The sequence below is a fragment of the Aminobacter sp. LjRoot7 genome (assembly GCF_964252895.1).
Taxonomy (GTDB): domain Bacteria; phylum Pseudomonadota; class Alphaproteobacteria; order Rhizobiales; family Rhizobiaceae; genus Aminobacter; species Aminobacter aminovorans_B.
In genome coordinates this window covers 980602-1007213 of sequence record NZ_CAXUPX020000001.1, presented here as the reverse complement: position 1 = coordinate 1007213, position 26612 = coordinate 980602, and the positions used below count along the sequence as shown (strand labels likewise).

General features: G+C 63.6%; 19 protein-coding genes and 1 riboswitch. Of the genes, 7 read left to right on the top strand and 12 right to left on the bottom strand.

Annotated features, from left to right (window positions below):
• Positions 1-2: 2 nt before the first annotated feature.
• Positions 3-962, bottom strand: coding sequence for an alpha/beta fold hydrolase (locus ACSQ3E_RS04890; protein ID WP_436121819.1), 960 nt, complete (start codon positions 960-962; stop codon positions 3-5).
• A gap of 479 nt (positions 963-1441) precedes the next feature.
• On the opposite strand from ACSQ3E_RS04890, the gene ACSQ3E_RS04885 reads away from it, so the two are divergent.
• Positions 1442-1909, top strand: a complete 468-nt coding sequence (locus tag ACSQ3E_RS04885; RefSeq protein WP_436121818.1) for an Hsp20 family protein — start codon at positions 1442-1444, stop codon at positions 1907-1909.
• 75 nt (positions 1910-1984) lie between these two features.
• Here the strand turns inward: ACSQ3E_RS04885 and ACSQ3E_RS04880 are convergent, their stop codons facing one another.
• Complete coding sequence (locus tag ACSQ3E_RS04880) at positions 1985-3034, bottom strand: threonine aldolase family protein (RefSeq protein WP_436121817.1); 1050 nt, start codon at positions 3032-3034, stop codon at positions 1985-1987.
• A 501-nt stretch (positions 3035-3535) separates the two neighbouring features.
• Between ACSQ3E_RS04880 and gltB the strand changes: the two genes are divergently transcribed.
• Together gltB and ACSQ3E_RS04870 are read left to right on the top strand one after the other, a co-directional pair.
• Positions 3536-8266: a glutamate synthase large subunit gene (gene gltB / locus ACSQ3E_RS04875; protein WP_436121816.1), complete on the top strand. Its 4731-nt coding sequence runs from the start codon at positions 3536-3538 to the stop codon at positions 8264-8266.
• A gap of 114 nt (positions 8267-8380) precedes the next feature.
• Positions 8381-9835 carry a glutamate synthase subunit beta gene (locus tag ACSQ3E_RS04870; RefSeq protein WP_436121815.1) on the top strand — a complete coding sequence of 485 codons (1455 nt, stop codon included), beginning with the start codon at positions 8381-8383 and terminating at the stop codon, positions 9833-9835.
• 64 nt (positions 9836-9899) lie between these two features.
• Here ACSQ3E_RS04870 and ACSQ3E_RS04865 read toward each other — a convergent pair whose 3' ends face one another.
• Positions 9900-11141, bottom strand: coding sequence for an SGNH/GDSL hydrolase family protein (locus ACSQ3E_RS04865; protein WP_436121814.1), 1242 nt, complete (start codon positions 11139-11141; stop codon positions 9900-9902).
• 15 nt (positions 11142-11156) lie between these two features.
• Positions 11157-12374, bottom strand: a complete 1218-nt coding sequence (locus ACSQ3E_RS04860) for a lytic murein transglycosylase (RefSeq protein ID WP_436121813.1) — start codon at positions 12372-12374, stop codon at positions 11157-11159.
• A 247-nt stretch (positions 12375-12621) separates the two neighbouring features.
• Between ACSQ3E_RS04860 and galU the strand changes: the two genes are divergently transcribed.
• The gene (gene galU, locus ACSQ3E_RS04855) at positions 12622-13509 is read left to right on the top strand and encodes a UTP--glucose-1-phosphate uridylyltransferase GalU (RefSeq protein WP_436121812.1); all 888 of its coding nucleotides are present in this window, start codon (positions 12622-12624) and stop codon (positions 13507-13509) included.
• A 62-nt stretch (positions 13510-13571) separates the two neighbouring features.
• A riboswitch (cobalamin riboswitch) is annotated at positions 13572-13756 on the top strand.
• 48 nt (positions 13757-13804) lie between these two features.
• Entirely contained in the window at positions 13805-14539 is a 735-nt protein-coding gene (gene bluB, locus ACSQ3E_RS04850) for a 5,6-dimethylbenzimidazole synthase (RefSeq protein ID WP_436121811.1), read from the top strand.
• Here bluB and ACSQ3E_RS04845 read toward each other — a convergent pair.
• The gene (locus ACSQ3E_RS04845) at positions 14536-16158 is read right to left on the bottom strand and encodes an outer membrane beta-barrel protein (RefSeq protein WP_436121810.1); all 1623 of its coding nucleotides are present in this window, start codon (positions 16156-16158) and stop codon (positions 14536-14538) included. The two genes, bluB and ACSQ3E_RS04845, sit on opposite strands and share 4 nt — an antisense overlap.
• Positions 16159-16377: 219 nt before the next feature.
• Here ACSQ3E_RS04845 and ACSQ3E_RS04840 point away from each other — a divergent pair, with 219 nt between their 5' ends.
• Positions 16378-17376 carry a KpsF/GutQ family sugar-phosphate isomerase gene (locus ACSQ3E_RS04840; protein WP_192568715.1) on the top strand — a complete coding sequence of 333 codons (999 nt, stop codon included), beginning with the start codon at positions 16378-16380 and terminating at the stop codon, positions 17374-17376.
• Between the two features lie 32 nt (positions 17377-17408).
• Here ACSQ3E_RS04840 and ACSQ3E_RS04835 read toward each other — a convergent pair whose 3' ends face one another.
• The 7 genes from ACSQ3E_RS04835 to ACSQ3E_RS04805 form a co-directional block, all read right to left on the bottom strand.
• A complete protein-coding gene (locus ACSQ3E_RS04835) occupies positions 17409-18680 on the bottom strand; it encodes an MFS transporter (protein WP_436121974.1) in 1272 nt (423 codons plus the stop codon).
• Between the two features lie 31 nt (positions 18681-18711).
• A complete protein-coding gene (locus tag ACSQ3E_RS04830) occupies positions 18712-19317 on the bottom strand; it encodes a TetR/AcrR family transcriptional regulator (protein ID WP_436121809.1) in 606 nt (201 codons plus the stop codon).
• A gap of 108 nt (positions 19318-19425) precedes the next feature.
• Positions 19426-19890, bottom strand: a complete 465-nt coding sequence (locus ACSQ3E_RS04825; RefSeq protein WP_310322347.1) for an NfeD family protein — start codon at positions 19888-19890, stop codon at positions 19426-19428.
• Between the two features lie 39 nt (positions 19891-19929).
• A complete protein-coding gene (locus tag ACSQ3E_RS04820) occupies positions 19930-20880 on the bottom strand; it encodes an SPFH domain-containing protein (RefSeq protein ID WP_436121808.1) in 951 nt (316 codons plus the stop codon).
• A gap of 149 nt (positions 20881-21029) precedes the next feature.
• Complete coding sequence (gene hemH / locus ACSQ3E_RS04815; RefSeq protein WP_436121807.1) at positions 21030-22094, bottom strand: ferrochelatase; 1065 nt, start codon at positions 22092-22094, stop codon at positions 21030-21032.
• Positions 22095-22302: 208 nt separating this feature from the next.
• Positions 22303-24267: a 5'-nucleotidase C-terminal domain-containing protein gene (locus ACSQ3E_RS04810; protein WP_436121806.1), complete on the bottom strand. Its 1965-nt coding sequence runs from the start codon at positions 24265-24267 to the stop codon at positions 22303-22305.
• Positions 24268-24500: 233 nt separating this feature from the next.
• Entirely contained in the window at positions 24501-24887 is a 387-nt protein-coding gene (locus ACSQ3E_RS04805) for a hypothetical protein (protein ID WP_214392606.1), read from the bottom strand.
• 259 nt (positions 24888-25146) lie between these two features.
• Here ACSQ3E_RS04805 and ACSQ3E_RS04800 point away from each other — a divergent pair, with 259 nt between their 5' ends.
• Positions 25147-26583 (top strand): PTS galactitol transporter subunit IIC, encoded by a 1437-nt coding sequence (locus ACSQ3E_RS04800; RefSeq protein WP_310322337.1) that lies wholly within the window; start codon positions 25147-25149, stop codon positions 26581-26583.
• Positions 26584-26612 lie beyond the last annotated feature (29 nt).

Sequence of the window (26612 nt, the reverse complement as noted above, 5' to 3'; positions counted from 1 at the left end):
GACTATTCCACCGTCGCTGGCGTTCCCGGCACGAAGGCGCTGAACGCCGCGAGCAGCTGCTCGCGGTAGATGTCGACTTCCTGCAGGATTTCGTGACGGGCGCCGTCGATGGTCAAAAGCGAAGCGACGCGGCATCCGTGGACATATTGCTCGACGTCGCGCGTCGACACGACCTGGTCGGCGCCGGCGGTGACGATCAGCATCGGCACCTTGAGCGATGCCATGAAGGCGGGGTCGCGCACGGCTTCCGATGCCGAGGCCGCTGCCCGCAGCCAGGCGATCGTCGGTCCGCCGACGGACAGTTCGGGATAGGTTTCGTAGAGCAGGATGTTGCGGCGGTAGCGGCGTTCGTCGCTGGTCAGCTTGTTGACGGCAAAGGGCGTGCCTTCGCGCGGCCGCGGGCCCCAGGCGGCATAAAGCCCGCCGAGGCCGAGCCAGTACAGCAGCGTCGTTAGGCGCCGGATCGTCTTCATCGAAAACGGAGCGCCGACAACCGACATGAACGGTGCCACCAGCACCATGCGCTGGACGCGGTTGATCATCGCGGGTGCCGCAAGCAGCGCGATCAGCGCACCGCTCGAATGGGCGAGGATGAAGAACGGGCCGCGGCAGTCGGGCAAAACGATCTGCTCGAAGAACGCCTCGAGATCCTTGACGTAGTGGTCGAAGGTCTTGACGTGGCCTCGATGGCGGTCGCGCAGCAGCCGCTCGGAAGCGCCCTGGCCGCGCCAGTCGAAGGTGGCAACGGCATGGCCGCGCACCGACAGATCGCGAATGGTCTCGAAATACTTCTCGATGCACTCGTTGCGGCCCGGCAGCAGAATCACCGTGCCCTTGAACGGGTGCGAGGTCGCGGGAAACAGGCCATAACGCAGTTGTTTGCCGTCATGCGCGTTGAAGTGGCCGACGGTTGCCCGCTCGGGTACCGGATTGCCGGGGATTTCGTGGAACACGTCCGTCATCAGCGCTCGGCTCGGCACTCGCTACAGTGGGATCTGGCGATACGAGGGTGATAGAAAGCCGCATCGAGAAAATCAAAGGAAATCCGTGCGAAGCGGAATCGCCAATCGGAATCGCCCAATCGGAATCGAATGAGGCCGAAGGCAGCTTGCGGGTTGCCTTCGGCCTCTGTCGTTCCGGGAGGAAGGGACGTTGCAACCCGGTTCGGCCTCGTCGGCGGCATTCTGTGGTGCCGCCTGTTCGTTAACTTGGGTGCACTCTAGACGGGGCGACCTGAACGGATACCGAAGGGCCGGTTCATCTGAGGTTCATCCTGGCAGCAGTGAAAAAGCTCTCGCGAAGATGTCTTGAAATGGCTTTGGGCGGCCCCCAAATGTCTCCTGCGGCGCCCAATATCGGGGCCGCTGACCACCGCCGGGACGCCAGAATGGGTTTCGGCACAGGTCATGCGCAAAACCTTGTTGCTCACTGGAGAACACCCATGCGTCACGTTGATTTTTCTTCGCTCCACCGCTCGACCGTCGGTTTCGACCGCCTGTTCAACATGCTTGATGGCCTTGGCCAGCCTGACGGCGGCACCACCTATCCGCCTTACAACATCGAGCGTACCGGCGAAGACGCCTACCGCATCAGCATGGCGGTCGCAGGCTTCTCGGAAACCGAGATTTCGATCGAAGCCCATCGCAATGTACTGACGGTCAAGGGCGAGCGCGCCAATGAAAGCGCCGGCGAAGGTTCGGAGCTGCTTTATCGCGGCATCGCCTCGCGTGCCTTCGAACGCCGCTTCCAGCTCGCCGACCACGTCGAGGTCGTAGGTGCGAACCTCAAGAACGGCCTGCTGCACATCGATCTCAAGCGCAACATTCCCGAAGAGCACAAGCCTCGCAAGATCGAGATCTCGGCTGCTCCGGCGACTGCCAAGCAGATCGAGGCCAACACGGTCAACTAAGACTGCTCCTCCCAAGCAGCAAAGGCGGCGCCACCAGCGCCGCCTTTTTGTTGTCCAGCTATCCGGAAATCTGAATTAACGCAGCAGTTCGCTGAACCGGCCGATGTCGTCTGATGTGGTGGCAAAGGAGGTGACGAAGCGATAGAGCGCCTCGTCGTCGCCGATCTGGCCGGCGAGCGACGTTGGGGTCGGCCATGTGTAGAAGGCAGCGCCGGCCGCCTGGGCCTTCTGGGCGACATCCTTCCTGATGATGGCGAAGACTTCGTTGGCCTGGGGCCGCCAGCCGAGGCGCGCGACGGACGAGCTTTCGATCGCCTGGGCCAGCCTGGCCGACATCGCATTGGCGTGCCGTGCCGTCTCCAGCCACAGGCCGCCGTCGAAATAGGCGTCGAACTGCGCCGAGATGAAGCGTGCCTTGGAGAACAGCTGGGCCGAGCGCTTGCGCAGGAAGGCCATTTCCCTGGCACGGTCGAGGTCGAACATGACGATCGCCTCGGCACACCAACAACCATTCTTGGTGCCGCCGAAGGAGACGATGTCGACGCCGCGCTTCCAGGTCATTTCAGCCGGCGAGACGTCGAGCGATACAAGCGCATTGGCAAAGCGGGCGCCGTCCATGTGCAGCGGCAGCGCATGCTTGCGAGCGACGGCGGAGACGGCCTCGATGTCGTCGAGGCCGTAGATGGTGCCGACCTCGGTCGCCTGGGTGATGGAGATCGCCGCTGGGCGTCCGCCGTGCACATTCTCAGAGGCGTAGCGGCCGACGGCGCGCTCGAGATTGCCGATGTCCATGCGCCCGAGCGGGCCATCGACAGGAGAAAGCCGCGAGCCATGGGAGAAATACTCCGGCGCGCCGCATTCGTCCTCGAGGATGTGCGCCTCGCGATGGGCGAAGGAAATGCCGCCCGACTTGCCGTAAGCGGCGAGCGACAGCGAGTTCGCCGCCGTTCCGGTGGCGACGTAGAACACGGCGACTTCACGTTCGAAAATCTCGGAGAATTTGGCATAGACCGCCTTGTCGAGCTCGCCATCGCCATAGGCGCGGCTGAAGCCTGCGGCATTGGCGTGCAAACGCTCGGAGACCTTGGGGTGAGCGCCGGCCCAATTGTCTGATGCGAAGAACATTATCGTCCGTCCGTAATATGGCTGCGGGAGACTGCGTGGCAGGATAGGCGCGAGCTAGACCGGATTTGCCGATCTTCGGCAAGTGCGGGGTCCGGAAATCGATTGAGGCAGGAAAAGCACTGTTTTGACCGGGGGTTCAAAAATTACGCCATGCGACGGTTTGACGTAATTTTCGGTCTTCTCAGAGGCGGAAAATTCGTGAATCGGTCTTGTGCGTATTCAAGAATTCTGTCATACAAAATTTAGGACAGCAGTGCTGTCTTATTTATCTGCCCAAAGCGAACCGGATTTGGCGTATGATGACGCCGCGTCCGGCTTCCGCCGCGAGCTAGGGTCAGGGGCTGAGGCCGGAGCAATCCGTTCACGTCTGTCCCGACTGCGGTTTAGTGCCGGCGAACGGCACTGCGCCGCTGCATATCGAGCATATCTGAAGGTGAATGGATCGGCATATTGCCGTCCCAAAGCAAATTGCCCGGATCGGGCGGGAATGGAGACAGGACGATGACGGAGTTGACGCCATCTGTGACGACGGATTTTGCACCGGCCGCGCAGACGAAAGCGGCCAACAATAAAACCGATCATCTCCGAACCCCCACCGGCTTTGCTCCGCATGGCCTGTATGATCCGCGCAACGAACACGACGCCTGCGGCGTCGGCTTCATCGCCCAGATGAAGGGCATCAAGTCGCACCAGATCGTCAAGGACGGGCTGTTCATGCTCGAAAACCTGACGCATCGCGGCGCCGTCGGCGCCGACCCGTTGATGGGCGATGGCGCCGGTGTCCTGGTGCAGATTCCCGACGGGTTCTTCCGCGAGGAGATGGCCAAGCAGGACATCGAGCTGCCGGCTCCCGGCCAGTATGGTGTCGGCCACTGGTTCATGCCGCAGGACGCTGCGACGCGCGAACATGTCATGGACATCATCCGCGAGTCGGCGCAGTCGGAAGGTTTGCCGCTGATCGGCTTCCGCGACGTGCCGGTCGACAACGCCTCACTGTCGAAGGCGCCTGACATCGCTGCTTCCGAGCCGTTCCACTGTCAGGTGTTCATCGGCCGCACGCCCGAAATCGACGACGATGAGGAGTACGAGGCCCGCCTCTATCTGCTGCGCAAGGTGATCTCCGGCCGCATCTATGCCGAGCACAACAACAAGGACATCGGCGCCTATTGCGTGTCGCTGTCGGCGCGGACCATCGTCTACAAGGGCATGTTCCTGGCCTTCCAGGTCGGCGCTTATTACAAGGACCTCAGCGATCCGCGCTTCGAGACGGCACTGATCCTCGTCCACCAGCGTTTCTCGACCAACACCTTCCCGTCGTGGAAGCTGGCGCATCCGTACCGCATGGTCGCCCACAACGGCGAAATCAACACGGTGCGTGGCAACAACAACTGGATGGCGGCGCGCCAGGCTTCGGTCGACAGCGAGCTGTTCGGCAACAACATCTCCAAGCTCTGGCCGATCTCCTATGAGGGCCAGTCGGATACGGCGTGCTTCGACAACGCGCTCGAGTTCCTGTTCCAGGGCGGCTACACGCTGGCGCATGCCATGATGATGCTGATCCCGGAAGCCTGGGCCGGCAACAAGTCGATGGATGCCGACCGCAAGGCGTTTTACGAATATCACGCAGCGCTGATGGAGCCGTGGGACGGCCCGGCTGCGGTGTGCTTCACCGACGGCCGCCAGATCGGCGCGACGCTCGACCGCAACGGCCTGCGTCCCGCCCGCTACATGGTCACCGACGACGACCGGGTCATCCTGGCGTCCGAGGCCGGCGTTTTGCCGGTCGACGAGAAGAGCATCATCAAGAAGTGGCGCCTGCAGCCAGGCAAGATGCTGCTGATCGACCTGGTCAAGGGCCGCATCATTTCGGACGAGGAGATCAAGTCCGAGATCGCGACCAAGCACCCCTACACGAAGTGGCTGTCCAACACCCAGCTGATCCTGGAGGAGCTGAAGCCGGTCGAACCGCGCGCGCTGCGCAAGGACGTCTCGCTGCTCGATCGCCAGCAAGCCTTCGGCTACACCCAGGAAGACACCAAGCTGCTGATGTCGCCAATGGCGACGACGGGCCAGGAAGCCGTTGGCTCGATGGGCACGGATACGCCGATCTCGGCGATGTCGGACAAGTCGAAGCTCCTCTACACCTATTTCAAGCAGAACTTCGCCCAGGTCACCAACCCGCCGATCGACCCGATCCGCGAGGAGCTGGTGATGAGCCTGGTGTCGTTCATCGGCCCGCGCCCCAACATCCTCGACCTCGTCGGCACGTCGCGCCGCAAGCGTCTGGAAGTGCGCCAGCCGATCCTCACCAACGCCGACCTGGAGAAGATCCGCTCCATTGGCCACACCGAGGAGAGCTTCGACACCAAGACGATCGACGTCACCTATGCGGCCACCGAGGGTGCTGCCGGCATGCAGGGTGCCATCGAGCGTCTGTGCGAACGCGCCGAGGCGGCGGTTGCCGGCCGTTACAACATCATCATCCTGTCCGATCGTCAGCTCGGCCCGGACCGCATCGCCATCCCGTCGCTGCTGGCAACGGCCGCCGTGCACCATCACCTTGTCCGCAAGGGCCTGCGCACCTCGGTCGGCCTCGTGGTCGAATCGGGCGAGCCGCGCGAAGTGCACCATTTCTGCTGCCTCGCCGGTTACGGCGCGGAGGCGATCAACCCGTATCTGGCATTCGACACGCTGACCGACATGCACAAGCGGGGCGAGTTCCCACCTGAAGTGGACGGCTCGGAAGTCGTCGGCCGCTTCATCAAGTCGATCGGCAAGGGCATCCTCAAGGTCATGTCCAAGATGGGCATCTCGACCTACCAGTCCTATTGCGGCGCCCAGATCTTCGACGCCATCGGCCTGAAGACCGACTTCGTCGAGAAGTACTTCACCGGCACGGCGACCAACATCGAAGGCGTCGGGCTGGAAGAGGTGGCTTCCGAAACCGTCAGCCGTCACGAGTCGGCTTTCGGCGAAGACCCGGTGCTGCGGAACGCGCTCGAAGTCGGCGGCGAGTACATGTACCGCATGCGCGGCGAAGCCCATGTGTGGACACCCGATGCGGTGGCCTCGCTGCAGCACGCCGTGCGTTCGGGCTCGTGGTCGACCTTCAAGGAGTTCTCGGCCCAGATCGACAGCGAAACGGCGCGTGCCCAGCAGATCCGTGGCATGTTCCACATCAAGTTGGCCGAGGAGAGCGGGCGCAAGAAGGCCGCGCTCGACGACGTCATGCCCGCTGCCGAGATCGTCAAGCGTTTCTCGACGGGTGCCATGTCCTTCGGCTCGATCAGCCGCGAAGCGCACAGCACGCTTGCGGTCGCGATGAACAAGATCGGCGGCAAGTCGAACACTGGCGAGGGCGGCGAGGAGCCGGACCGTTACCTGCCGCTGCCCGGTGGGGGCGTGAACCCCGAGCGCTCGGCGATCAAGCAGGTGGCTTCCGGCCGCTTCGGTGTGACGACGGAATATCTCGTCAACTCCGACATGATGCAGATCAAGGTGGCGCAGGGTGCCAAGCCCGGCGAGGGCGGCCAGCTGCCTGGCCACAAGGTCGACGCGACGATTGCCAAGACCCGTCACTCGACGCAGGGCGTTGGCCTGATTTCGCCGCCGCCGCACCATGACATCTACTCGATCGAAGATCTGGCGCAGCTGATCTACGACCTGAAGAACGTCAACCCGGCGGCCGACGTGTCGGTCAAGCTGGTGTCGGAAGTGGGTGTCGGCACGGTTGCGGCGGGTGTCGCCAAGGCGCGTGCCGACCACATCACGATCTCCGGCTATGACGGCGGCACCGGTGCATCGCCGCTGACCTCGCTTAAGCATGCTGGCAGCCCGTGGGAAATGGGCCTCGCCGAGACGCACCAGACACTGGTGCTGAACGGCCTGCGTTCGCGCGTCGCGCTCCAGGTCGACGGTGGCCTCAGGACCGGCCGCGACGTCGTCATCGGCGCGCTTCTGGGCGCCGACGAGTTCGGCTTCTCGACCGCACCGCTGATCGCGGCGGGCTGCATCATGATGCGCAAGTGCCACCTCAACACCTGCCCGGTTGGCGTCGCCACCCAGGATCCGGTGCTGCGCAAGCGCTTCAAGGGCACGCCCGAGCACGTCATCAACTACTTCTTCTACGTGGCCGAAGAGGTGCGCGAGCTGCTGGCGGAAATGGGCTACACCCATCTCGACCAGATCATCGGCGACGCCGACCTTCTGGAAAAGCGCGAGCTGATCAACCACTGGAAGTCGCGTGGTCTCGACTTCTCCAAGGTGTTCTACAAGCCCGATGCGCCGCGTGAAGCCGTGCACTGGACCGAACGCCAGAAGCACCCGATCGACGACGTTCTCGACCGCAAGCTGATCGCCGAGGCGAAGGCTGCGCTTGAGACGCGCCAGCCGGTGAAGATCGAGGCGACCATCCGCAACGTCGACCGTTCCACTGGTGCGATGCTGTCGGGCGAGGTTGCCAAGCGCTTCCGGCACAAGGGCCTGCGCGAGGACACCATCTCGGTGAAGCTGACCGGCACCGCCGGACAGTCCTTCGGTGCCTTCCTGGCACGTGGCATCTCGTTCGAGCTGGTCGGCGACGGCAACGACTATGTCGGCAAGGGCCTGTCGGGCGGCCGCATCGTCATCCGCCCGTCGGATGACGCCAGGATCGTCGCCGAGGACTCGATCATCGTCGGCAACACCGTGCTTTACGGTGCGACCGAAGGCGAGTGCTACTTCCGCGGGGTGGCCGGCGAACGCTTCGCCGTCCGCAACTCGGGCGCCGTCACCGTCGTCGAAGGCGTGGGCGACCACGGTTGCGAATACATGACGGGCGGCGTGGTGGTGGTCATCGGCAAGACCGGCCGCAACTTCGCGGCGGGCATGTCGGGCGGCGTCGCCTATGTGCTCGACGAGGAAGGCGATTTCGCCGAGCGCTGCAACATGGCGATGGTCGAGCTCGAGCCGGTCCCCGAAGAGGACGACATGCTGGAGAAGCTGCACCATCACGGCGGTGACATCGCCCACAAGGGCCGTGTCGACGTGTCGGGCGACATGACCCGCCATGACGAGGAGCGCCTGGTTCAGCTGATCTCGAACCACATGCACTACACCGGTTCGACCCGTGCCAAGCAGATCCTGGACGACTGGGCGAGCTACCGACCCAAATTCCGCAAGGTCATGCCGGTGGAGTACCGCCGCGCGCTGATCGAGATGGAGCGCGCGAGGATGGGGGTCGCGGCCGAGTAGCCGCGACTATCTTCCGGCGGTGCGCCTGAGGGCGCCCGCGATCGCATGCTTCATTTGAAGTGGTGGAATTCCACGCCCGCGCCGAGGTGCTGGGCATGACTGACGAGAGTTACGATGGGCAAGGTTACAGGTTTTCTCGAAATCGACAGGCAGGTGCACAAGTACCAGCCGGCTTCCGACCGCATCCGGCATTTCCGCGAATTCACGCTGCCGATGTCGAACAACGAAGTTGAAAAGCAGGCCGCGCGTTGCATGGATTGCGGCATTCCGTTCTGCCACGGCCCGACGGGCTGTCCGGTGCACAACCAGATCCCGGACTGGAACGACCTCGTCTACAATGGCGACTGGGACAATGCGATCCGCAACCTGCATTCGACCAACAACTTCCCCGAATTCACCGGTCGCATCTGCCCCGCGCCTTGCGAGGAAGCCTGCACGCTGAACCTCGAGGACATTCCGGTCGCCATCAAGACCGTCGAGCAGGCGATCGCCGACAAGGCCTACGAGACCGGCTACATCAGGCCTTATCCGCCTGAGAAGAAGACCGGCAAGAAGGTCGCCGTCATCGGCTCCGGTCCTGCCGGCATGGCGGCGGCGCAGCAGCTCGGCCGCGCTGGCCATGACGTGCATGTCTATGAGCGCGAGAGCCGTCCCGGCGGCCTGCTGCGCTTCGGCATTCCCGACTTTAAGATGGAAAAGCACTACATCGACCGCCGCATCGAGCAGATGACGGGCGAGGGCGTGACGTTCCATTGCGGCGTCAATGTCGGCGTCGACAAGCCGGTCACCGAGCTTCTGGCCGAGCATGATGCCGTGCTCTATTGCGGCGGCTCCGAGACGCCGCGTCCGGCAGGCATCCCGGGCGACGACCTCCAGGGCGTGCATGACGCGATGCCGTACCTGGTCCAGCAGAACAAGCGCGTCGGCGGCGAAGACATCCAGTCGGTGGCCTGGCAGTCGGAACCGATCGTTGCCGGTGGCCTGCATGTCGTGGTCGTCGGCGGCGGTGACACCGCGTCCGACTGCGTCGGCACGGCCTTCCGCCAGGGTGCCGTCCGCGTCACCCAGCTCGACATCCGCCCGCAGCCGCCGGAACGCGAAAACAAGCTCGCCGTGTGGCCCTACTGGGCGACCAAGATGCGCACCTCGTCCTCGCAGGCCGAAGGCGCGCAGCGCGAGTTCCAGGTGGCGACGCTGGAGTTCATCGGCGAAGAAGGCCAGCTGACCGGCGTGAAGTGCTGCGAGGTCGATGACAAGCGCAAGCCGATCCCGGGCACCGAGTTCGTCATCCGCGCCGATCTCGCCTTCATCGCCATCGGCTTTGCCGGCCCGCTCGCCGGCGGCATGGTCAAGGAACTCGAGGGCAAGCTCGAGATCACCACCGACAGCCGCCGTTCGACCAACGTTGCCGCCAACGACCGCGACTACAAGACCACCGTCGACAAGCTCTATGTCGCCGGCGACGTCCGCCGCGGCCAGTCACTGGTGGTCTGGGCGATCCGCGAAGGCCGCCAGGCCGCGCATTCGATCGATGTCGACCTGATGGGCTCCAGCGTCCTGCCGCGCTAAGCCCGGCTTTCCGAACGAAGAAAAGGCGCCGCGAGGCGCTTTTTTGTTGTCTGGTCGGACAGAGCTAGCGCCTGATGATGGCGGTTGTCGTTTCGGTGCCTTGCGCGGCAGGCAGCGGCTTTGGCGGCCAGGAGAAGTCATCGATGCGGCCTGCAGGTGCTGTGGGCGCGATGCCTTGCACGGCGAGCTTTTCACCTGGCGAGCGCGGATCGGTCTTGGCAGCGGTCTGGCCGCCGAGAAGCTCGGTGCCGCCGTCCAGTTCCGGATCCGAGAGCGACACCGGTACCGTCCGGTCGATGTTGACGGGCACGTTGAGTTCGCCAGGGGTCGCCTGCGGCAGGCTTGCCGGCACAACGGTTTCGGTGCCTTGCGGCGTGATGCCAAGCAGCTTGTTCAGCGGCTTTTCGGCAAAGAAGGCGAGCTTGCGCTTGCCGGCGCGGGTGACGTTGATGCCGTCGTCGGAGCGCAGGCGCACCGGCTGGCCGTTGATGTCGGGGCCGCTGGTGACGAAGGCGCCAGCCTCGTCGACAAAGCCGTCCCAGACATCGACGAACTCACTGCCGGCAGCTTCCGTGGCGGCGCGATAGATGTCGTTGAAGGCGAGCATGTCGGTGTTCATCTTCGACGACTTGAAGGCAGGCATTCCGACCCACAGGAACGGCACCTTGGTCTCGGCGATGGCCTTGGCCAGCTTCTCGGCACGGCCGGTGTATTCCTTGGTCCAGGCTGTGCTCATCGGCGGCTCGCGGGTGTCGGCGACCCGCATCTGCTGGCGGTCGTTGGAGCCCATCATGATGATGACGGCGGCCGGTTTTTCCTGCTCGATCAGCGCCTTGGCCTTCTCGGGCCAGTTGTAGTAGTCCTCGCGGACGAGGCCCGACGAACCGTTGGTCTTGTCGACGACCCGGATCTTGGCGTTCTCGGCAAAGACGGTGCCCAGCCCCTCGGCAATACCGCCGCCGAGGAAGTCGCCGATGACCAGCACGACGCGTGCGTCCGGCAGCTTCTCGACCACCGGCACGGCGGGATCTGCCGCCCGGCCGACGTTACCGGCTGTAGCCTTGGGCTTGCGCGGTGTCTTGCGGATCTTCTTGCGCGGCTGCGGCTCGTCCATGATGAACGGATCGACGCGCGGCTCGCGGCGCGGCATGAACAGGTCGCGCAGCGACCATTTGCGGAGGATGCCTTCCTGCGCCACGGCAGGTGTTGGCATTGTCGACGAAATGGCGGTCAAGGCGACCGCCACCACGACCAGTGGCGTCGTCAGGCGCAACAGCGAAAACCGCGGACGACGCGTCAATGCCAATACAGCCTCCGGTTGCTAGTTACGCCGCAGGAACTTCAGCACTTCCATGCTCGGATGACCGTCCGGCGTCAAGCCCAGCTGTGCCTGGAATGCCTTGATTGCCGAGCGCGAACCTTCGCCGATCTTGCCGTCGCTCTTGCCGTCATAATAGCCATGCGCCGACAGCCGCTTCTGCAACTCCTGCTTTTCCTCGAAGCTGAGCTTGGTGAACGGCCGCTTCCAGTCCTGCACCAGGCCACCGTAGCCGGCGATCTCGTCGGCAAGAAGGCCAACGGCGAGCGCATACTTGTCGGCGTTGTTGTAGCGCTTGATGACCGAGAAGTTCTTGGTCATCAGGAAGGCCGGTCCGCCGCGGCCATCCGGCACCTTGAGGGTAGCCACATCGGAGCCACGCTTGAAGGCCTTGCCATTGGCGCGTTCGATGCCGAGCGATGCCCATTTGTCGAGCGTCAGCGAACCCGTGGGGAACTTCTGGCCCGCGGGCAACACGACCTCGTAGCCCCAGGTCTTGCCGGCCTGCCAGCCGTTCTTCTTCAAAAGGTTGGCGGCGGTGGCGAGCGCGTCGGGCACGGAGTTCCAGATGTCGCGCTTGCCATTGCCGTCGGCGTCGACGGCATAGGCCTGGTAGCTGGTCGGGATGAACTGGGTGTGGCCCATGGCGCCGGCCCAGGAGCCGACGAGATGGCTTTCATCGATGTCGCCGCGCTGCAGGATCTTGAGCGCTGCGATCAGCTGGGTGCGGGCAAATTTCGCCCGGCGCTGGTCGCCATAGGCAAGCGTCGCCAGCGAGCGCACGACATTGCGCATCACCTTGTCGTTCTTGAGAATCTCGCCGTAGTTCGATTCCATCGACCAGATGGCGAGCAGGATGTAGCGGTCGACGCCGAACTTGGCCTCGATGCGGTCGAGCCAGGGCTTCCACTTGCGCGCCATCTCGCGGCCGACAGCAATCGACTGGTCGTGGACGCGGTTATCGAAGTAATCCCAGACGGGCGCGGTGAATTCGGGCTGGAAGCGGGCCTTTTCAAGCACTTCAGGGTCGGCCGAGGTCACGCCACGAAAGGCGCGGTCATAGGTCGAACCGGAAATCCCGTTGTCTGCGGCGACGGAGCGGAAGCTCGCCACCCAGCGCTGGAAACCGGCTTCGGCGGCCGCCGGGCCGGCCGGCAGCATCAATGCCAACGAAAGGGCAGCGGCGCTCAGGAGGCCTTTGGCGGTCTTGCGAAGGGGCATTCTTTCCTCCTTGGAGAGATCAGAAACACGATTCATCGCCGATGCCGGTTATCAATCAGTTTACCATAGACCCCTTGGGGAACGAAAAGCGGCTTGAAGGATTGTCCACCTAGCTGTTCGGACAATCAAGATCGCGTGATCAATGGTCTTGCCCGCTGTCGCCGAATATGTGAACGCATTCAGTATTCATCAATTCGGACGTGGCAAAGTTGGCGTCCGATACATCCCTCCATCGGACGACCATCCAATGAAAAGAGTTCGCAAGGCAGTTTTTCCGGTCGCGGGCCTCGGCACGCGTTTTCTGCCTGCCACCAAGTCTATCCCCAAGGAAATGCTGACCGTGGTCGATCGCCCGGTCATCCAGTATGTGGTCGACGAGGCGCGCGAAGCGGGCATCGAACATTTCATTTTCGTCACCGGCCGCAACAAGGCGGTCATCGAAGACCATTTCGACGTCCAGTTCGAGCTCTATGACACGCTCGCTCAGCGCGGCAAGACCGAGCAGCTGGAGCGCCTGCAGCGGCTGCAGCCGGCTCCGGGCCAGACCTCGTTCACCCGCCAGCAGGTGCCACTCGGCCTTGGCCACGCTGTCTGGTGCGCGCGCGAGCTGGTCGGTGACGAGCCCTTTGCGCTGCTTCTGCCCGACATGATCATGCAGTCGGAAAAGAGCTGCATGCGCGAAATGGTCGAGCTCTATGCCGAGACCGGCAACAACATCATCGCCGTCCAGGAATGCGATCCGGCCGAGGCGCACAAATACGGCATCGTCGGCAAGGGCAAGTCCGTGCACACCGGCTTCGAGATCGAAGGCATGGTGGAGAAGCCCAAGCAGGGAACAGCACCGTCCAACCTGTTCATCAACGGCCGCTACATCCTGCAGCCTGAGATCTTCAACATCCTGGCAAGCCAGGAGCGTGGCGCCGGCGACGAGATTCAGCTCACCGACGCGATGCTCAAGCTCGAGAAGATGCAGTCCTTCTACGGCTACCACTATCGCGGCCGCACCTTCGACTGTGGTTCGCCGGAAGGCTTTGTCGAGGCCAACGTCGCCTTCGCCCTGTCGCGGTCCGATCTCAGCAAGAGCATGGCCGGAATCATCGAAGGCCTGCTCGGCGAGATCAAGCCGGGCAAGTAACCGCATGTCGCCCGTGCGTCAGGATTGGACGCATGGTGCGATGGCTTTCGGCTGCTGCTGCCGCTAGAACTACCCTGCCAGGTGCCCGCAGCGATGCGGGAGAATCGGGAACACGGTGCAAATCCGTGGCGTGCCCAACGCTGTAAGAGGGACCGTATCGGCAAAAGCCACTGTTCATCTTGAACGGGAAGGTGCCGAAGACGGGTTGAACTCGAGCCAGAAGACCGGCCCGGCAGACATCGACCTCCGCATGGTCAGGCGGGGGGAAACCGATATGCTCGCCAGGGGACATGCGATGCTTGCTGACCAGTTGAATGCCATTTCAGGCTCTTTCGACATTGCCGCCCAGGATGCCGTCTACCGCGCCATCTTCACGCGCCGCGACGTGCGCAGCCATTTCCTGCCCGATCCGGTCGACGACGACGTGCTGGCACGGCTCCTGCTCGCGGCCCATCACGCGCCATCGGTCGGCTTCATGCAGCCGTGGAATTTCATCGTCATCCGCGACTGCGAACGGCGTGAGCGGGTGCGTGACCTGTTCTTCGCGGCGCGGCAGCAGGAACTGCCGCATATCGCTGAGGAGCGGCGCGAACTGTACCGCAAGCTCAAGCTCGAAGGCATCTGCGAGAGCCCGCTCAACCTGGTAGTCACCTGCGACCGCAGCCGTTCGGAAAACTCCCCGCTGGGACGATGGCACAATCCGGAGATGGATCTCTTCAGCACTGTCTGCGCGGTGCAGAATTTCTGGCTCGCCGCGCGTGCCGAAGGTGTGGGCGTCGGCTGGGTCAGTATCCTCGATCGCGAGGCGCTGAAACGATTGCTCGGTATTCCCGATCACGTCGTGCCGGTTGCCTATCTCTGTGTCGGCCATGTCAGCGAGTTCGCAGAGAAGCCTGATCTAGAGCGGCATGGCTGGGGCCGCCGCCTGCCGCTTGCCGAGCTAATCATGAGCGAGGTGTATGCGGGGCAGGGGGAGGCGGCCCTCAAGGCCGCCGCAACCGGCATTAGCGGCTTGCCTGCAGCAGGCTAGCGCTGGATTCTCAGCCCGACAAAGACGCTGTTGGTCTTGGCGTCGCGGCCGGACAAGGTGCTGTCGAAGGTCTCGTGGCGCAGCCTGCCGGTAAGGCCAGCATAGCGGTTGAGCCACCAGGTCATGCCTGCTTCAGCGCTCAGCCTGAGCTCGTGGTCGTTGGAGCTGGCGTAGTCGCGGTAGCCGACGCCGCCGGCCAGGAATGCGGTCAGGTTGGAGCGGATCTGACGCTCGACGCTGAGGCGGCCGTTGTAGAGCACCGAGCCGCTGTCGCCAGCGGTGGTCGATCCCTCGACCAGGGTTTCGCCGGTCAGGCCGACGATCGTGCCGCGCATCGGCGACCATTTGAGGTCGGCGGCAATGGTCGCGGCGGAAACCGTCTTTAGCCGGTCATCGTCGAAATCCTCCGAGATCCAGCCGGCCGAAATTTCGCCGCCGAACTTCTCACCCATGTCGATCTCGACGCCGGCGCGGGCACCGGTGCGCCTGGACGAGCGCTCGAAAGTGGCGGTATCAAAGCGCAGGTCATAGACGCGGCGCCCGAACTCGACCTCGCCAAAGGGCGTGAACGCAGGCGAGACCTCGTAGCCGACGCGGACCTTGCCGGTATAGAGCGTCGAGTCGCGGTCCTTCTGCGACAGCGTGGTGCCGTCAGTCAGTTCGGCATCGCTGTAGCTTTCGTCGACGACTTCGCCGGTGACACCGAAGCGGAACTTGCCGACATCCTTTTCGACACCCAACGCGCCGTTGAGCGTGTGCAAAGTTGGCCGCTCAGCAGTGCCGGAGATGACCACGGGCGATGACGTCGATTCCGGGCGCATGCTGTAGCCAAGCCGCGCCAGCGCGCGCATGTCGTCCGCGAGGTCGAGCTGCAATCGCCCGTCGATGCCGCCGCTGAGATCCTTGACCTCCTGGCCGGAGATGGATTTGCGGTAGTTGCCATAGGCGTCGATGGTGGCCGAATGGTTTTCCCAGTCGGACGCGGCATTCAGCCTGAGCGTTGTTTCGGACAGGATCGCCGACTTTCCGCCGAAGCTGGAATCGGCGTTCGACGTAGCGGTGACGCCCTGTTCGAGGCTCGGCTTGAGCAAGAAGGTGCCGAAGCGGATGCCGGTAGGCTCGAATGGGTTCGCGTCCAGCTGTGGCCTGCGGCCTTCGATAGCGCGCTGGCGCTCGGCTTCGGGGCCGTTCTCGATCTCGGTTTCGGAATCGACGGTACCCTGGCGCACGGTGCCGGTGGTCAGCTCTTCGTCGGTTACCGGCGTGGCTGGCGTCTCCGCGGCCGCGGCCGCGGGCGCGGTGGTGCCGGCCTGCCGCTCGCGGGCTTCACGGGCGCGCAGGCGCGCGGTCGTGGGCGGGCGGGCGGATGACGAGGAGCCGGCCGACGTGCCGTCGGCGTTGGGCGGCTCGCTGAACAGATCGGTGGGGTCGGCGTCGGCCTGGGTGGGAATCGCGCCTGGGCTGACCGGTTGGTAGGCCGGCGCCTGATCCTGAGCCTGCTCGGCCGCAGGGCGCCTTTTGTAAAGCCGCAGCGTGTTGTTGACGTCTTCTTCGCTGACCGGTCCGCGCAGTCCGGTTTCCTGGGCATGCAGCGGGGCAGCGCACAGCAGCGTCGCCACGCTTGCTGTCGCCAGCAAGGCGCGGAGGGCAGTATTCCGTATCAGTTGCTCCGGCCTGATCTGCGCCATCTTTCCCACTGCTTCGCCGACGCAAGGGCGTCGCACCTACCAACTGGTAAATCGCCATGGTTAACGGAGGGTTTCCCGCAGGCCCTGGGAGGCCCCGTTTTGGGCGGATAATCATGGACAGCCGCACGCCGACGCGCTAACGCATGCGCCATGCACGCTGGATCGCTGAAAAAAGAGCCGGACGGGCAGGCGTCGATCGCCTCCGCGCTCCGCACCGTCACCATCGAGCAGGCTGGCATCGCCGCGCTTGTCGCAGCGCTCGAAGGCCCGCTCGCCGAACCTTTCGCCAAGGCTGTCTCGATCCTGGGCCAGCTCAGCGGCCGGGCGATCATCACCGGCGTCGGCAAGAGCGGCCATATCGGCTCCAAGCTGGCGGCGACCTTCGCCTCGACCGGCACGCCGGCCTATTTCGTCCACCCTTCGGAAGCCATTCACGGCGACCTCGGCATGATCACCAAGGAAGATGCGATCGTCGCGTTGTCCTGGTCGGGTGAAACAGCCGAGCTCAAGGGCATTGTTGCCTATTCCAGGCGCTTTTCCATCCCGCTGATCGCGCTCACCGCCGGCGATTCCTCCGCCTTGGCGCGCCAGGCCGACGTTGTCCTGTCATTGCCGCGTGCGCCGGAAGCCTGTCCGCATGGGCTCGCGCCGACGACCTCGACGCTGCTCCAACTCGTTGTAGGTGATGCACTTGCTGTGGCGCTGCTCGAAGCGCGCGGCTTCACCGCCGATCACTTCCGCACTTTCCATCCCGGCGGCCAGCTCGGCGCGAGCCTGATGCCGGTCGGCGACCTGATGCACAAGGGCGATGAAATGCCGATCGTCGCGATCGGCACCAAGATGCCGGAAGCGGTGAAGACGCTGTCCAAGAAGCGTTTCGGCTGCGTCGTTGTCGTCGACGAGCAGGGCAGGCTGGCCGGCATCGTCACCGATGGCGACCTAGCTCGTAATCTCGACCGCAATCTCGCCGAGACCAATGTCGAGGACATCATGACCCGGCAGCCCAAGACTGTGCCGCCACAGATGCTGGCGGGCACGGCGACGGCGATGCTCAACGAGCACAACATCAGCGCCATCCCCGTGGTCGAAGGCGACAAGCCTGTCGGTATCATCCACTTCCACGACCTGCTCAGGGTCGGTGCCGCCTGACCAACACCCTGCTACCAGCTTCCTGACGCCCTTTATTCAGCCTCGTCCGGACCGAGGGCGAGCGCGCCGATGACTGCGCAGGCGGCAAGCATGGCCGCGCATGCCGATAGAACCGCTGTCGGGCCGAACAGGTCGAGCGCGGCACCGACGACGAGGGCGGCAACGGGCGCCGTGACGAGGATCATTCCGATCGATGCGCCGATGACATGGGCGCGCAGGTTCTTGGGCGCGCTGGTCTGCAGCAGCGTGGTGAAAACAGGCGAAAGCGGGCCGGCGGCGATGCCGAGGATCGCACCCGATGCAATCAGCATCGGTACCGAGCGGTCGACCACGAGCATGATGACGCCGGCGGCCAGACCGACGAAGGCAGCCACGAAGATGCTGCGCAAAGCCGGTCGACCGCCGATCATGGCCATCGCAAGGTTGACCGCTATGGCGCCGGCCGCGGCGGCGGTCAGATAAAGCCCCAATGTCGAGGCCGACTGCCCTTCGGCGCGCAAGATGGCAGGCAGGGCGACGTTTTCGAGTGCTACGAAGGTGCCGGTGCCAAGGCTGGCCAGCAACAGGGCCGTCCGCAAGCGGACCGATCCGAAGATGATGCGCATCGCGGCTGCCAGTTCTGTGGTCGCGGTCGACGAAATCTGCCGCAAGCGGAACTGGGGCAGGCTGATCACGGTCATCAATGCGGTCACGACGTTGAGCGCGGCGATGATCCACAACAGCGACGAGGTCTCGACGATGGCCACCAGCAAGGCGGCGATCGCCGGCCCCGCGATGGCCGCGCCATTGTCGACAAGGTCGTCGATGGCATTGGCGCGCAGCAGTGGCATGCGCGCCAGACGCGCGATTTCGGGAACACGGGACTCGATTGCGACACTGCCGGGACCGTCGAAGATGCTGCCCAGCAAGGCGAGCGCGACCAGCGCGCCGATGGTCAGCATGCCGTGGCCGTAGAGCAGGGCGGCGACAATCGACGCGGCGCAGCCGAGCGCGACCGCGATCATGGCGGTCTGGCGGATGCCGAGCCGTTCGGCGACGGGACCGCCAAGCGCACTGCCGAGAATCGCCGGGGCGAGTGTCACGAAGGCGACGATGCCCATCCAGCTGGCGCTGCCGGTGAGGTCGTAGACCAGCCAGGGGTAGACAATGGCGGTGATTGCATTGCCCAGGCTGAAGAAGATGCTGGCCAGCTGCAGCCCGGCAAACGGGGCACGTGTCCTGGCAAGGCGCAAGGTGTTCATGACTGTTTCGCTGCGAGCGGCAGCTTCCTTCGGTTGGTTTTGGTTCCCGTGCTTCTTTGTCAGGCCGTGCCGGTCAGCTCCGGTGCTGCCTTGCCTATGTCGTTGCTCCCGGCCGCAGAAAGCGGGTCAGCAGCAGATGCAATGTCTTCTTCTGCTCGAGCGGCTTGAAGCCAGGGTCGACGGCGACACGGCCGAATACGCCATCGATGAGCGCGGAAATCCATTGGGCGCCGTCGGCAGGATCGAGCCCCGGCCCGATCTCGCCGCGCGTGGCGGCATCGCGCAGCATCAGGGCGAGTGCCGTGCGCATTTCGGCATCATGGGCCGAGACCAGGGTTGCGATGTGCTTGTCGCGCATCGCTTCCGCGGCGATTTCGAGCGCGAGGCTCGAATAGGCGGGATCGGCGGCCAGTTCGAGTACGATGTCCATGAATTTGAGGATTTCGCCAAGCAGGTCCTGGCTCTTGTCGATCTGCGCGAAATAGGCCGCCGTCTCACGACGATCCTGCTCGACGATCGCGGCGATGATCGCCTGCTTGGTCGGGTAGTAGTGGAACAGGTTGCCGGGGCTCATGCCCGCTTCGGCGCAGATTTCCGCCGTCGAGGTACCGTGAAAGCCCTTCCTGGTGAAACAGGTGATTGCCGCGTCGAGGATCTGCTGCTTCCGCGCCTCGAACTTTTCAGGGTCGACCTTGCGCATTCGCGCTCTCTTTCATTATTAGATTATTCAGTCTAATAATTGAGCGTGGCTGCATGGTCAAGTCAAGGCAAAGCGAGGTTGCCGGCGGGGAGGCGATGTCGGCTCGGCTCAGACCGGCTCCACCACCAGCTCCAGGTCTGTGTCCGCCGCGCCTATGACACGCACCTGCGCGCCCGCCGGCAGATCGGGGCCGGAGACGCGCCACGTCGTGTCGCCGAGCTTGATGCGGCCACGGCCTTCCTTGATCGGCTCGGCCAGCGTTGCCGTGCGGCCGATCATCTGGGCGCCACGCTTGTTGAGCAGGGGCTGGTCGGATGCCGTCTCGCGGTCGCGGACGATCTTCTTGCCGACATAGGCGGAGGCAAGCGAGAGCACGAGGAAGACCAGGACCTGCACCTGCCAGGTCCAGAACGCGGCGTCCCAGAGCAGCAGCGACGCCGATCCGACGATCAGCGCGGCGATGCCGATCCACAGCAGGAAGACACCGGGCGCGAAGATCTCGAGGCACAGCAGGATGAAGCCGAGCAGCATCCAGTTCCAGGGACCGAGTTCGGCAACGATGCTTGCGATCATGTGCGGTTCCTCAATTCACCTCGTCCGATCAGCGGAGGCTCAGCCCTGCTCGGGCGGGATCCTCGGCGTCCGCGAGGCCTGGCGCTGCCCGCCTGCGGTGCCGCCGTCACGGAAGACTTCCTTGGCGATCTCGCCGATACCGCCAAGCGTGCCGATCAGTGACGACGCTTCCATCGGCATCAGGACAAGCTTGCTGTTGTTGGCCGTGCCGACCTTGGCAAGCGCCTCGGTGTACTTCAGCGCGACGAAGTAGTTGATCGCCTGGACGTCGCCCTTGGCGATGGCTTCCGACACCACCTGGGTGGCGCGGGCCTCGGCCTCGGCGGAGCGTTCGCGCGCTTCGGCGTCGCGGAAGGCGGCTTCCTTGCGGCCTTCCGCTTCCAGCACCTGCGCCTGCTTCATGCCTTCGGCTTCGAGGATCTGGGCACGCTTGTTGCGTTCCGCCATCATCTGCCGGCCCATCGACTCGATGAGGTTCGCCGGTGGATTGATGTCCTTGATCTCGACGCGGGTGATCTTGATGCCCCAGGGATGGGCGGCTTCATCGACGACGCGCAGCAGGCGCTCGTTGATGGCGTCGCGGTTCGACAGCAACTCGTCGAGATCCATCGAGCCCATCACGGTGCGGATGTTGGTCATGGTCAGGTTGAGGATGGCGTTCTGCAGGCCGGCGACTTGATAGGCGGCCTGCGGCGCGTTCAACACCTGATAGAAGGCGACGCCGTCGACGGCGACCATCGCGTTGTCCTTGGTGATGATCTCTTGTGTCGGAACGTCGAGTACCTGCTCCATCATGTTCATCTTGGCGCCGATGCGGTCGATGAACGGGATGATCAGGTTGAGGCCGGGCGTCAGCGTCCTGGTGTAACGGCCGAAACGCTCGACAGTATAGTTGTAGCCTTGCGGAATGGTCTTGATGCCTGCGAACAGCACCAGGAGCACGAGAACGACAAGTACCGGGATGACGATATCGAAGCCGCTGAAGCCCATGCGAAAATCCCCCGCAAGTTGAGTGCGCGATTCACAAGTCGCGCCACATGCGCTGAAGACTTAAGGGCGTTTCAGCGGCGACACAACACAGTAAGCCGGAAATGTCGTCCGGCTCAGCGCTGCGCCGGTGGAGGTGCGGCTCGTAGCTGTCAGACCCAGCCCATCAGCTCGCGGCGGGTGATCGTCTCGATCACTGCCATGCCTTCCGGACTGTCGTTGAGGCAAGGGATGTGGGAGAAGTTCTTGCCGCCGGCATGGTGGAAGATCTCGGCGTTTTCGCCTGCGATCTCCTCCAGTGTCTCGATGCAGTCGGACGAGAAACCCGGATTGACGATGGCGATCGACTTGACGCCTTCCTTAGCCAGTCGCTCGACTGTCTTGTCGGTGTAGGGCTGCAGCCATTCCTGCGCGCCGAAGCGCGACTGGAAGGTGGTCATCAGCTTCTTGTCGCTCATGCCGAGCCGTTCGCGCAGCAGCCGCGTCGTCTTCACGCAATGGCAGTGATAGGGGTCGCCCTTCTCGAAATAGGGTTTCGGGATGCCGTGATAGGAGGCGAGGATGACCTCTGGCTCGAAGTCGAGCTTGGCCAGGTGCAGCTCGATCGAGCGGGCCAGTGCCTCGATGTAGACCGGCTCGTCGTAATAGGCGGGCACGCTGCGGATCGATGGCTGGGCGCGCAGCTTCATTAGCGCGCGGAACAGCTGGTCGTTGGCGGTTGCCGTCGTCGTTGCTGAATATTGCGGATAGAGCGGGAACAAAACGATGCGGTCGCAGCCCTGCGCGATCAGCTTCTTGGTCACGCTTTCGGTCGAGGGATTGCCGTAGCGCATCGCCCAGTCGACGACGACGTCGGGCAGGTCGCTGAGCGCTTCGGCCAGCTTCTCGCCCTGGGCGCGGGTGTAGGTGCGCAGCGGAGATTCGTCGCGCTCGGTGTTCCAGATCTTCTTGTAGTTCTCGCCCGACTTCTTCGGCCGTGTGTTGAGCACGATGCCATAGAGGATCGGGTACCACAGCAGCTTCGGCATCTCGATGACGCGCGGGTCGGATAGGAATTCGCGCAGATAGCGCCACATCGACTTCTGATCGGTGCCGTCGGGCGTGCCGAGATTGACCAGGAGAACGCCGACCTTGCCTTTGCGCACTGCGGGGTGACCATTTGGGAACGGGCCGAGCGCCTTGGCCGATGTCTCGTCGATTGTGGTCGTCAGGTTCATTCGGTGTCTCCGTAATGCGGGATACCTAATTGAATGGGGCTGCCGTTCAATGTCGCGTCTGGCCGCACCCCGCAAGGGAATAGGGCAATAGGGCAGTAAGCGAGTAGGCCTTGTTGCCCCAATACTGCCCTAATGCCCTATTCCCTTGTCCGGAATGTAAAAACCCGCCCGGTATGCCGGGCGGGTTTGCTCAGGCAGGTTCGCCCTATCAGTTTGCCGACGGGATCGAAAGCGTTCCGCCGATGGTCAGGTCCTCGGCCTTGGCGTCCGGGTTGGCAGCAGCGATTGCCTGCCACTTGGTCGCGTCGCCGAGATAGGTCTTGGCGAGGTCCCAGAAGGTGTCGCCACGGGCGATGGTGTGCGACTTGCCACCGGCAGCGGGTGCAGTTGCGGCGGGTGCCGCTGCCTCGGCGGGCTTGGCCGGCTCGACGGTCGGCGGCGTGCCGGCGATCTCGCCCGATGCGCTCGGCAGCGCCGGCGTTGCCGGTGCGGCTTCGGTCGTTGCCGTAGGGGCGGCTTCAGCCGGCTTTGCCGGCTCGGCGGCAGGAGCTGCGGCAACGGTCGCGGCGATCTCCGTAATGCGGCCGTCGAGCTTCGGCGTGAACGGGCGGTTCTTGGCGAGATAGTCGGCAACCACCTGTTCGAGGCTCGGACCGTAGTCATAGGTGTTGGTGGCGTTGGAGGCGAACAGCTTGTAGCCGTCGCCGCCCTGGCGGACGTAATTGTTGGTCGCCACCGTATAGACCTTGGCTTCGTCGATCGGCTTCCAGGCGCCGCCGTCCATCACCTCGACCGACTTGACGCGGCCGGCGTTGGCGGCGACCGACTTGTCGAACGAGTACTTCAGGCCGGCGACCTGCGGGAACTTGCCCTTGCCTTCCTCGATCTCGCTGACGCCAGCCTCTAGCGAGGCGACGATGTCCTTGCCGGAGAGCTGGAAGGTGGCGAGCGTGTTCTGGAACGGCAGCACGGTGAGCACTTCGCCCATCGTCACCACGCCCTTGTCGATCGAGGCGCGGATGCCGCCGCCATTCTGGAAGACGATGGTGACGCCCTGATCCTTGACGCGGTCGAGAATGGCGTCGGAGATCAGGTTGCCCATCGCGCATTCGCGGGCGCGGCAATTGTCGCGGCTGCCGTCGATCAGGTCGGTGGTCTCTGCGACCTCCTTGTTCTTCAGCTCCTCGATCGGCGCGCCGAGTTCCTTGATGCGCGCAAGCACTGCCTCATCCGGCTTGACCGAGTTGTCGAGATAGATCGGGTCGCCCTTGGCTTCCTTGACGACGCCATTGTCGTCGAAGGTGACGGTGAATTCGCCGAGATACTTGGAGTAGGACGCGGCCTGGGTGACCGGGACCTTGTAGCCTTCGGGGTTGTCGATCATTGTCGGGTAGGGCCCTTCGGCCTTGGCGTCGGTATTCGACAGGAGCGAATGCGAGTGGCCACCGACGACCACGTCGACGCCGGGGATCTTGGCGATCAGTTCCTTGTCGCGGGGATAGCCGACATGGGTCAGTGCGATGATCTTGTTGACGCCCTCGGCCTTCAGCTTCTCGACTTCGGCGGTGATCGTCTTGATGTCGTCCTCGATGGCGATGTTCGGGCCGGGCGAGGCGACTTCGGGCGTGTCGTTGGTGACGGCGCCGACGATGCCGACCTTATGGCCGCCGACCTCGAGCACCAGCGACGGCTTGATGCGGTCGCCAACCTTGGATTGGGCATTGGGGTGGACGTTGGCCGAGAGCACCGGGAACTGGATCTTTTCGAGGAATGGCACCAGCGCTTCTTCGCCATCGTCGAACTCGTGGTTGCCCACGGTCATGGCGTCGAACTTCATCTGGTTGAGGAATTCGGCTTCAACCGCGCCCTTGTAGGTGGTGTAGAACAGCGAGCCCTGGAAGTTGTCGCCGCCATTGAGCAGCAGAACGTTCTGGCCTTCGAGCTTCTTGCGCTGTTCGGCGATGGCTGTGACCAGGCGCGCGGCGCCGCCAATGCACTCGCCCTTGCCTTCTTCTTCGGCGGAACAGGTCGATTCAAACTTGTTGTTGCTCTCAATGCGGCTGTGCCAGTCATTGATGTGCATGATGGTCAACGTATAGTCGGCGAATGACGGCGCGGCGGAATAGCCGAATGCCGAAGCCGACAAAGCCGCAATGGCAGCCAATCTCTTCATGATGAAATCTCCCGAATGACCCCGACGAGACGTTTAGCGTCTTCGCTTGACCGGAATGTTACACATTCCTTGGCGCCATGTTCACATTCCGAATTTTCGGATGCAAGGGAGAATCGGCAGTTTGTAGCCGTCTTACTTATCAACCAGCTGCAGCTTCGTCAGACTGAAAACCGGCGATGCCGCCGGTGACCTCAGGAAGCCGATGTGCCCGCCGGAGCGGGCACCGATTTGGATCAGGCGGTGCGCCTGGTCAGGGTGAACTGCTGGCCAGCCGAGCTGGTGCAGTTCAACTGGTTGGCCGAGATCAGCAGGCAGTTGAAGCTGATCGGCGACTGGCGGATCAGCGAGGTGCCGTTGATCTGCACCGAGTTGGCGCCGGTCAGGATATAGGTGCCGTCTGAAAGCTTCTGGCCGGTGTCGGTTGCCACAGTCTGAAAGGAGCCGCCGGCAAACGTGGAAAGTCCGGTGCCCTTGGCGTCGAGCCATGCACCCTCGACACCCGAGGGAGCGGGCCTCACGCCACCGCCCGAAGATCCGCCGCCGCTTGTCGAGCAGCCGGCAATGGCGGCCGCAAGCAAGGCAAGCACTCCGGCCGAAGCAATTTTGCGCGAAGTCGTCATGAAAGAATCCTCTCCTCAGTCCGCAGCCTTCAATCGCCCGATTTTGCTTTAAAGGCAAGGCTTTGCCGGCCGGCATCGTCGGTCAGGCAATTGCGAATTGACCGCAACTGTGGCCGATTTGCCCGCCCTCAGGACCGTCGGGGCAGCATGGGCAGATTGACAGTTTTTGTAAACGATGCAACTTTCGTATATCGTCAAACACAAATGTTCTAGGCAAAGGGATGTGCCTGGAGCAGCTTAGACGCCTTGGGGAGGCAAAATGGATTCGTTTCTGACCGGCCTGAAAGCGGCCGTGGACACGCTTGGAGCAACGGTGCTGTTGCCCATCGTCATTTTCATCATCGCTGTGGTTCTTGGTGCCAAGGTGGGCAAGGCGTTTCGCGCCGCCATCACCATTGGCGTCGCCTTCATCGGTATCAACCTTGTGCTCGGCCTGATGCTGGGCTCGATCGGCGACGTCGCCAAGGCGATCGTCACCAACACCGGCATCCAGCGCGACATCGTCGACGTCGGCTGGCCGTCGGCCGCGGCCATCGCCTTCGGCTCGTCGGTCGGCCTGTGGGTCATTCCGATCGGCATCGCCGTCAACATCGCGCTGCTGCTGCTGCGCCTGACGCGCACGCTGAACGTCGACGTCTGGAATTTCTGGCACTTCGCCTTTGTCGGTTCGCTGGCCACCGCCGCCACCGGCAGCTTGGGCTACGGCCTCGCGGTCGCCGCACTGGTCGCAGCGCTTGCGTTGCTGTTCGCCGACTGGTCGGCACGTGCCGTGCAGCAGTTCTATGGCATTCCGGGCGTGTCGGTGCCGCATCTGGCTTCCGCGCAGATCCTGCCGATCGCCATCGTGCTGAACTGGGTCATGGACCGCATTCCCGGTATCAACAAGATCAACATCTCCACCGAGACAATCGAGAAGCGCTTCGGCGTCTTCGGCGAGCCTGTCGTGCTCGGCCTGATCATCGGTCTCGTGCTCGGCCTGATCGCCTATTACAACGCCGGCGATTTTGGCACGGTGCTGTCCAAGGTGCTGACGACAGGCATGACGCTGGCCGCGGTGATGCTGCTTCTGCCGCGCATGGTGAAGGTGCTGATGGAAGGCCTGCTGCCGGTTTCGGACGCCGCACAGGAGTTCGTCCGCAAGCGTACCGGCGACCGTGAACTGCTGGTCGGCCTCGACTCGGCGATCCTGATCGGCCATCCGGCCGCCATCTCGTCGTCACTGATCCTGGTGCCGATCGCCATCGTGCTGTCGCTCATCCTGCCCGGCAACCGCGTCATCCTGTTCGCCGACCTCGCGGTCATTCCGTTTATCGTCGCGATGACGGCACCGCTGCTCAAGGGCAACGTCTTCCGCATGGTCATCGTCGGCACCGTCACGCTGGCGCTCGGCTTCTACGTCGCCAATGCGCTGGCGCCACTGTTCACCAGCGCTGCCGTCTCGTCGGGCTTCCAGATGCCGGCCAATGCGGTGCAGATCACCTCGGTGGTCGACGGCTTCCTGTGGATTCCCTACGTGATCATCGAAGCGATCCAGGGCCTCGCCATCGCCGGCCTGGTGCTGCTCGCCGCCGTGATCGCGCTGATGTTTGTCCTCTATCGCCGCAACAGCGCAGCATGGGAACGCGCAGCAGGTGCCGAGGACGAAGCAGAGGAGGCAGCCCCTGCCATCCGCGCAAAGGCTTCGGTCAGCGCCTGATATCGAAAAACCCGGACCGGCGGCGCGTG